Source organism: Alkaliphilus peptidifermentans DSM 18978 (genome assembly GCF_900101495.1).
In the GTDB taxonomy this organism is placed as follows: domain Bacteria; phylum Bacillota; class Clostridia; order Peptostreptococcales; family Natronincolaceae; genus Alkaliphilus_C; species Alkaliphilus_C peptidifermentans.
In genome coordinates this window covers 1-8286 of sequence record NZ_FMUS01000053.1, presented here as the reverse complement: position 1 = coordinate 8286, position 8286 = coordinate 1, and the positions used below count along the sequence as shown (strand labels likewise).

General features: G+C 33.4%; 8 protein-coding genes. All 8 read right to left on the bottom strand.

Annotation, left to right across the window (positions count from 1 at the left end; translation table 11 throughout):
* Positions 1-215 precede the first annotated feature (215 nt).
* On the bottom strand, positions 216-719 hold the full coding sequence (locus tag BLP68_RS20885; RefSeq protein ID WP_091547672.1) for an NUDIX hydrolase: 504 nt from the start codon (positions 717-719) through the stop codon (positions 216-218).
* 306 nt (positions 720-1025) lie between these two features.
* Positions 1026-1826: a class I SAM-dependent methyltransferase gene (locus tag BLP68_RS20880; RefSeq protein ID WP_091547670.1), complete on the bottom strand. Its 801-nt coding sequence runs from the start codon at positions 1824-1826 to the stop codon at positions 1026-1028.
* A 422-nt stretch (positions 1827-2248) separates the two neighbouring features.
* On the bottom strand, positions 2249-2635 hold the full coding sequence (locus tag BLP68_RS20875; RefSeq protein WP_091547669.1) for a retroviral-like aspartic protease family protein: 387 nt from the start codon (positions 2633-2635) through the stop codon (positions 2249-2251).
* Entirely contained in the window at positions 2635-2880 is a 246-nt protein-coding gene (locus BLP68_RS20870; RefSeq protein ID WP_091547667.1) for a hypothetical protein, read from the bottom strand. The genes BLP68_RS20875 and BLP68_RS20870 overlap by 1 nt, the downstream gene beginning before the upstream one ends.
* Before the next feature lie 293 nt (positions 2881-3173).
* On the bottom strand, positions 3174-4967 hold the full coding sequence (locus BLP68_RS20865; RefSeq protein ID WP_091547666.1) for an NACHT domain-containing protein: 1794 nt from the start codon (positions 4965-4967) through the stop codon (positions 3174-3176).
* Between the two features lie 194 nt (positions 4968-5161).
* Positions 5162-5794 (bottom strand): histidine phosphatase family protein, encoded by a 633-nt coding sequence (locus BLP68_RS20860; RefSeq protein ID WP_176759143.1) that lies wholly within the window; start codon positions 5792-5794, stop codon positions 5162-5164.
* A 363-nt stretch (positions 5795-6157) separates the two neighbouring features.
* Positions 6158-6475, bottom strand: a complete 318-nt coding sequence (locus BLP68_RS20855; RefSeq protein WP_091547663.1) for a hypothetical protein — start codon at positions 6473-6475, stop codon at positions 6158-6160.
* 334 nt (positions 6476-6809) lie between these two features.
* The gene (locus BLP68_RS20850; protein WP_091547661.1) at positions 6810-7646 is read right to left on the bottom strand and encodes an aminoglycoside phosphotransferase family protein; all 837 of its coding nucleotides are present in this window, start codon (positions 7644-7646) and stop codon (positions 6810-6812) included.
* Positions 7647-8286 lie beyond the last annotated feature (640 nt).

The following is an 8286-nucleotide window of genomic DNA, read 5'->3' as shown; positions in this document are numbered from 1 at the left end:
AAAAAAGTCTAGTAAACTAGGCTGGCTTTGCTGTGCCTTTTTTTCGAACAAATTATATTTTTTTAAAAAACTATTGACTTAGCTTAGCTGGTTTAGTCGACGTGGTGTGACCCACGAAGCCAGAGGGCGCCATGGACGGCGACTCCTTAATTTTTTCTTTTTACATACTAGATTTTATGGTATATAGAAACAATCTAAATCAAAATATCTCAAATTTAATCACACACATTCAATTTTTCTTTATATAAATTGAAGCGCTGAATAGTAGCGGGAACAATTACTTTTCTAGCGCACATATCTCTAAATTCATAAATATCTACCCATTTTGCATTTATTACTTCTCCATCCTGTAGATTTAAATTGTATGTAAGTGCATCCAAATTTACAATATATGTTTCTGTAATCCAGTCTTTATTTATCATTGTTCCTAAAAATTCGATTTGCGCATCTATTATTCTTAACCCAGTTTCTTCATATAGCTCTCGCTTTGCACCCGTAAGACTATCTTCACCTGCTAAGACAGCCCCTCCTGAACATTCCCAATAGCCACCCCATTTTTTATCTAGGTGTCTCTGGGTTAAAAGGATTTGTTTGTTACTGTTTACCACCCAGATTTCAGCTACCAGATGATATTCGCCGCTATTAAGTGGTAACCCTCGTTCATGTAATCGTCCTAACTTATTTTTACTTTTATCATATAGATCCCAAAATTCTGTCATTTTATTTTCCCCTCAAATAGCTTATACATTACTAACACTCCAATTATTGCTTTCCAATCCGCGCATGGACGCGCGGCCATTTACACACCATGTCGATTAACGGTCTCGTGTTTGCGACGCCTTCGAGCTGGACCCTAAAGATAGACCGTCTTGGCGGTGCTTGCCACCCAGGGAGAAGGTGTGGTGCTCTGACCTTTCCCTAAAAACGTGCTTCCAGCACCTTTATGTAAACACATTGTTATGTTACGTGGGAGGGCCCAATATTCAGAGGCCGACAGGACGTCGGCCCCTTAAGCTAATAAATTATTACTTTATAATTTGTTTCCAGTACCTATATACATCTCCACCAGAAATTGAAGTATAATGAGAATAATCAAAACCTAGTTTTATTAAGTCTTCCGAAGGTGCATTCCTTTTACGATCATCTTCTCCCATACAGTCAATAATGTATCCACCAGACTTAACGACGCGTTTCATCTCGTTATACTCTTTGACATAATCATCACCTACCACATGTGCTGCCATTACAATATCAAAGACATCATTTTCAAAAGGTATTCTCTCAACAGTACCATCAATTACAAACATATTTTTGACTTGTAAACGTTGAATTTTTTCACGCATATACTCCCTAAGTCTATCAACAGGTTCACTAGCATAAACCCATTTTGCCAATTTTGCTGCTACAAAAGCTAACCTTCCTGTACCACTTCCTATATCAAGTACAACTTTATCTTTAAAATCTACCATTGATAATAGGCGTTCTTCTTTCCAATCTCTAATATAAGGACATTGCTCCATAATATTAGGATAGACATAAACTACAAAGCTATCTATTTCATTTAGTACAAATATTTCACTCTTCCTAATTTCTTCATCAGTAAGGTTTATAGGTAGATTCTGAAGCATTTCATATACATCATCTTTGCATTCTGGACATTTATTAATAAAATACCAACATACTGAAGGGTTGTGAGTTAAAGCAATCCCAAGATCTTTCCTGAATTCTGGCCACTTTATTTTTGTTATGAATCTAATCATCCACCTATCCATTAATAAAAAAGTGTTGAATGAAAATTCCTCTGCATTAATCCAATTAAATGCCATAAAATACCTCCTGTTTAATATGAGGGTTAAAATATAGTCACCCTCCTTAATTTATACGATTTTATTATATTTGCTTGTCTCATATGAATCACCCTTTCATTATTATTTATATGTCATACAAGAAATACTTGTATTACAAGCTATAGGTATATCGCTTTACAGAGTTTTACACCAAACTCCGTGGCAGGACGCGGCGGTTTCTTTTCCTCCCATGTGATATAACGTCTCCGTGTTTACGACGTCCCTGAGCCGGACCCAAAAGATAGATCGTCCTGGTGGAACTTTGTTCCCGGTGAAGGGATGTGGTGCGCTGAACTTTCCCTCAACACGTGCCCACCAGCACCTCCCGTAAACACACTGTTACACGGAGTCATATATCAAAAAATAATAGTCGCAACTGAGGCGACTATCTATATCCAGGTTTACTTATTTACTCTAATTGTTAGTTCATTCAAGTCAATTACTGCTCCAATTTTCATAAGTAAATCAAGTCCTAATAGACCATTTATATATCCTCTAGGATCAATCATTCCAAAATCAACTTTAATATTTGAAAGCTTCTCTTCAGCCAAAATAACTTCATCAACCTTTTTCGTAAAAAAGTTATGAAGACTCCCTCCTACCCCATAAAAAGAATTGACTTTATCAGTGGGTTCAGCTATTACTCCTAAATCTTCAACTATATCTGGTGAAATAATCGTTTCAGCTGCTCCAGTGTCTATTACTACATTTTGAATTTCCTTCGTTCTTCCTTTGTATACCACTTGGATTGAAGTGAATATTAGTCCATCTCTAAATTCCAATTTCATCAGACAGCACCTCTGTATCCAAATATTTGTTTTATTTCAATCTCAATCTTATCATTCGCAGTATGATAAACTAGAATATCATCTTTTGCTCTTACTAATTCTCTTGTTGCTTCTCTATCATCATCATATGACTCAATTACTGCCATATCATCAATATATCTAACATTATTCTTAATATGTGATTTTAGCACTTTAATCTTAACAAATCTGTTAGGGTATATTTTTCTTACTTCTTCCCATTTCATTTGTTTACACCACCTTTTTCAAAATGTTCTTTATATAATAATTATATCATTTTTTATATTTAATAGTATTATAAAAAGTTATATCCTCATTAAAAGAGGCACTATTATTCTAATGATTTCGTGTAACGTTTCCGTGTTTACGACGTCACTGAACCGGGCCCCAAAGATACACCGTCTTGGCGGAACTTCGTTCCCGGTGAAGGGATGTGGTGCCTGAACCTATCCTAAAAATGTGCCCACTAGCACCTCCCGTAAACATAGTGTTAGGCGATGGAATGATACTCAGAAGAACTTTACTTTAATAATTCATTTAAGTCATTGATGATTTTATTTTGTTTTATTGTTAGTTCTTTTAACAAATTAGTAGCAAGCAACACAGATTCCCCTATCCATGATTTATTAACATATTCATACAATTCAATATCATTAATAATATCTTTACAATCAAATGATAATTCTTCCATTTCTTCTTCTTTTAATTGCATTAATAGTCTCTTTACATAATCCTCATTAGAATAGATATGCTTTGCTATAGGATACTTTTTGGTTATATAGAAGATAAAGTCCGCTTTTGGATTCTTTAGACTTGATACTTTCCATAATTGCACTTCACCATTATCCCCTTGCTTAATTGATATCCCTTCAACAAGAGACCTGAAATATTCTAAATATCGCTCATCATTTCTATCCATTTTATTTTCAAGTTCTTTTAGCAAAGGGATAATTATATTTCTTTCAAATCTATCTTTAGCCATATCATAAAACATATCAAATACTTTATCATGTTTATATCCAAATCCTCTATTCTCAATTAGATAAACACTTACTTTACTTTGCTGAACATCTGATAATTCTTTTAGATATACTGCAGTAAAATACTCTTGAAAACTCCTATGTGTAAACTTGTATTTGTTACCATCAAGATATAACGCGCAAATTGCATGGATTAAGTCATTAATATAAAATTGAATATTACACTCAACTTCAGTAGTTTTCAAGACATCATTCATATAATCAATTAACTCATCAATTGTAAATTCATAGCAATTTTTAATATAAGTTGTAAAGCAAAATTTAGCAAATATCCTCTTGAAGTTATCATAGGATAACTTGCTAAGCATCTCTCTTTTATACCCCCCTTTTGTTGCATCATGTTTTGAATAAAGTGTCTCGAAAGCATTAGAGTAAAAAATATGCAATTTCTCAGGTATTTCAGCATAGTTGTCAAATGTTAATAGCATAATATTAAGTAATAATGGGTTAGAAGCAAAAGATTTATGATTATCATATAGATTACTCTTTAATTCTTCTAAAAATCTTTCTTTTATAGGTTTATCGTAATCTAATTTCTCCACCAAGCTTATAGCTTGCTCTTTTGAAAAATCTAATGACTCTATAACTGTAAATCTTTGTAAAGAAATAAACGTATCATTCGGTCTTGAAGATATAATATAGTAGTTTTCATTGTATTTATCACAAAAGTCCCTAATTTCCGCTAATGAAACTGCATTCAAATTGCTATCTATTTCATCATATCCATCTAACAAAATTAAGAAACAACCACTTTTTAACGCATACTCTAAGTATTCTAATTCTAAATCAAAACCTAATAAACACAAGGAATTATAAATACAGTTATAAAGATTTCTATCTTTTTTGTTTAAATCTTTTAATTCAATAAAAACTGGAATTAAGTCATCTTTCTTTAATTCATCAATAAAAAAATGTTTCATCAAAGTAGTTTTACCAATTCCTCCAGTTCCTTGAATTATAATAAACTTTGAAATATTTAATACGTTATTTACATCTTCAGAATTAATTATTTCATTTCCATACATCAATGTATTACATTCAAAAAAGTCATATAAATATTTAGGCTCTGTTCTATACAATAGAGTTTTAATCTTACTATACTTCTCGTATGCATTTGACAAATATTTTTTAAAAGCTAAATTAAAATCTATTAGTAATTTGTTGCGATTATCCTTTAGAAATTTACTAATACTATCACAAATTTTTTCCGAATGCCTTTCCACTAAACTTATTATTATTTCATTAATATTTAATTCTTTTGCTTTATCATTCATTTTATTACCTCCTCTATTATGTGATTTCTGTCGCCTAACATTTCGTATTTGCGACGCCTTCGAACTGGACCCCAAAAGAATACCCCTTGGCGGTGCTTTGCACCCAGTGAGATGGTGTGATGCTCTGACCGTTCCCTTGAAACGTGCTCTCCAGCACCTTCCGCAAATATATTGTTAGTAGATCGTGGATATCACTATCCCTTTGTCAGCTCCAATAAATGCGAAGTATCATTAAAAAGATGTAATGCATTTTGACCATATCTGCTTTTCGATAGTATAGATATATTTCCTGACGAACCCAAAAAACAAGCTTCATTTATCATTTCAGGGGTTAGCTTTAACCACCATGCTACAATCTTTGATAATGTACCTCCATGAGTCACAATCAATAAGTTCGATTTCTCTGAAGAATATATTTTTTCCATACATTCACAAACTCTTTTATAAAACTGTCTATTCGTTTCTCCCTCTGCAAATGCTAAATGATCTATATCAAAACCTTCGTTCAACCTCGGGTTTTCATTTTCTCTAACCCATTCCTTTGTTTTGCCTGCTGCAATCCCAGTATTTATTTCTCTTAATCCAGCTTCCTCAATTACATTCAATTTCAGATGACTACCTATTATTTCTGCTGTCTGATTAGCCCTCATCAAATCAGATGAAAATAACGTAAATTCATCAACATTTATCTCTTTTTTTAATCTCTCACCAACTAAATTGGCCTGCTTTCGCCCATAATAAGTCAGTGGAGTATCTGTCCAGCCCCCAGATAAATTGTTAATATGATGTTCTGATTGACAATGCTGAACTATAATTATTTTCCCCATCATCTTACCTCCATTATTATGTAGAAACTTTTTAGCATGTCTGCTAACGTTTCCGTGTTTACGACGTCCCTGAACCGGACCCCATAGATAGACCGTCTTGGCGGAACGTCGTTCCCGGTGAAGGGATGTGGTGCGCTGATCTTTCCCTCAAAACGTACCCGCCCGCACCTCCTGTAAACACGCTGTTAGGTGATCGTACGAGTTTACAAAATTTAGGCATAATAATTAAATAAACCATTGTTTTTCCGTCATCTTTCAAAGTCTTCTTTAAAACATGTATGATTAGTATTTCTTCTATTGCTGATATTTTAGTATGCAACTAAGATAACAAATTCACCAACAATCTTATGATTTGAAAAGAATCTATTCTTCAACTAATTGAATTTCAAAACTCTCAGCAATTACTTCTAGAAAAGCTTTGCTAGTTTCATCCCAGTTGATAAACACAAAATGCCTCATTGTGTCTTCTTCACAACTCATTTCTGACACTGAATATATCATCATTCCTTTTGATTCATTTCTTCTTACTTTACTTGTGCCAAAAAAAGTAAACTTAAGCAAATCTCCATTACAGCCTCTAATGAATATTTCCACTTCTTCTTTTCTTTCAATAATCTCTTCGATAATTCCGTCATGTAATCTGTAATCACCTATATGTTGAATAAACTTTTCTTCACTCATGTAGTCCTCCAATGAATATTTTCTTTGGAAACAATAATTTTACAGAATCTAACCTAGGTAGTATGTCACCTAACGTCTCGCATTTGCGACGCCTTCGAACTGGACACCTAAGGAATACCCCCTTGGCGGTGCTCGCATCCAGTGAGAAGGTGTGGTGCTGACCCTGCTCCAAAAACGTGCTTCCAGCGCATTTATGCAAATGTATTGTTATGTAAAGTTGTCCCCATTGACCCGTAAGGAATACCCTTATAATTTATCAGTTTATTTATTCTTAATTTATTTAATAAGCTACTCGCTTCTTTGATAATTAAGCATAACACCAATATATTTAAATCTACAACCTTTTCAGTAGCTGACTTTCTAATTTCATTATATTCTTTTCTAGTATACATAAATCTTGTCTTTCTTCAATTCCTGTCCATACTTTATCTAAAATAATTCGATTTATAAAATCATACTCAACATTTATTCCTGCAATTTGACTATAACCTTCTAAAACATTATCTATAACATCTATTGGAATCATGTAAAAATCTATAGCTGGATCGGCCCAACCTGCATCACCCCAATCAATAATAGATAATAATTGATCATTATTCGTACATAAAAAATTAAACTCATTAGTATCACCATGGACAAAACATTTCTTATAAGAAAAAGTTTTATCTTTATATTTACTTTCTACTAGCTCTAACAAATATAAAGATTTGCTGTCATTATTAAGCAAACTCTTAATTATCATATCTTTTGTGTAGTCTCTGTCAGGATTATCAAGCCACCCTTTTGGGTCATCACAGTTTTTAATATTGGTATGCAATTTCCCAAGTTCAAAACCTATTTCCTTCCATGTATTACAATATTGCAAATATTCATCTATTTCACCAAGAGTGAATCCATGAATCCTTTCCCAAATAGAATATGTTTTGTTTAGTATCATATAGGAATTATCAAAGCAAACTAATTCTGGTGTTTTTATTCCATTTACCTTAGCCAATGGGGCTGCTACAGATTCAGTAAAGGCGTCTGAATTTGCTTCTGGATGATCTGTAGGAATCCTTAAAATAAAATTCGGTGTTGCATATATTTCATTTGCAATACCATGGGTAATTAGTTTAACAAATGGTTCATTTATTTGATTCTTATTTAAAATCTTACGAATAACAGTGTCCATATCTTTCATCTCCAATTCTAACTCTAAAACGTAATTATACTTATCTAAGCAAATTGATTGCAAATTTTATTATTGCTAAATTCAAGCTTTATTAAAGACTTTAAAATAAAAACTCCAGAAAACCTACCCTAGCAAACAATGGGGACAGTTTTATATAACGTCTCGCATTTGCGACGCCTTCGAACTGGACCCCAAAGGGATACCCCCTTGGCGGTGCTCGCACCCAGTGAGAAGGTGTGGTGCTGAACCCGCCCCGAAACGTGCTTCCAGCACCTTTATGCAAATGCATTGTTCGTATAATAGGTTCATAACCAGTTTAATCTGGATATGAACTTTTTTATTTTAGTATTGTATTTTATACTTAAGACAAACCCGGGTGATAGAACGTATGCATTGTTGGGACATTGATCCCGTCGCATAAACTGTTCAAGCCCAAGCAATCTTCATATCTCGATTGAGCTGGTTGGGTTTCGAACCCGAATCACTGCGCGAACCTGAGAAGGAGCCTTTGCTAGGGTCACCGGTAAAAAAGGAGGAATTTTATGTATCAACCTGTTTTAAGTATTGATGTTTCTAAATCAACTAGTTATGCTACTACATTTTTATCCTATGATTCACCATATCAAAAACCTTTTTCTTT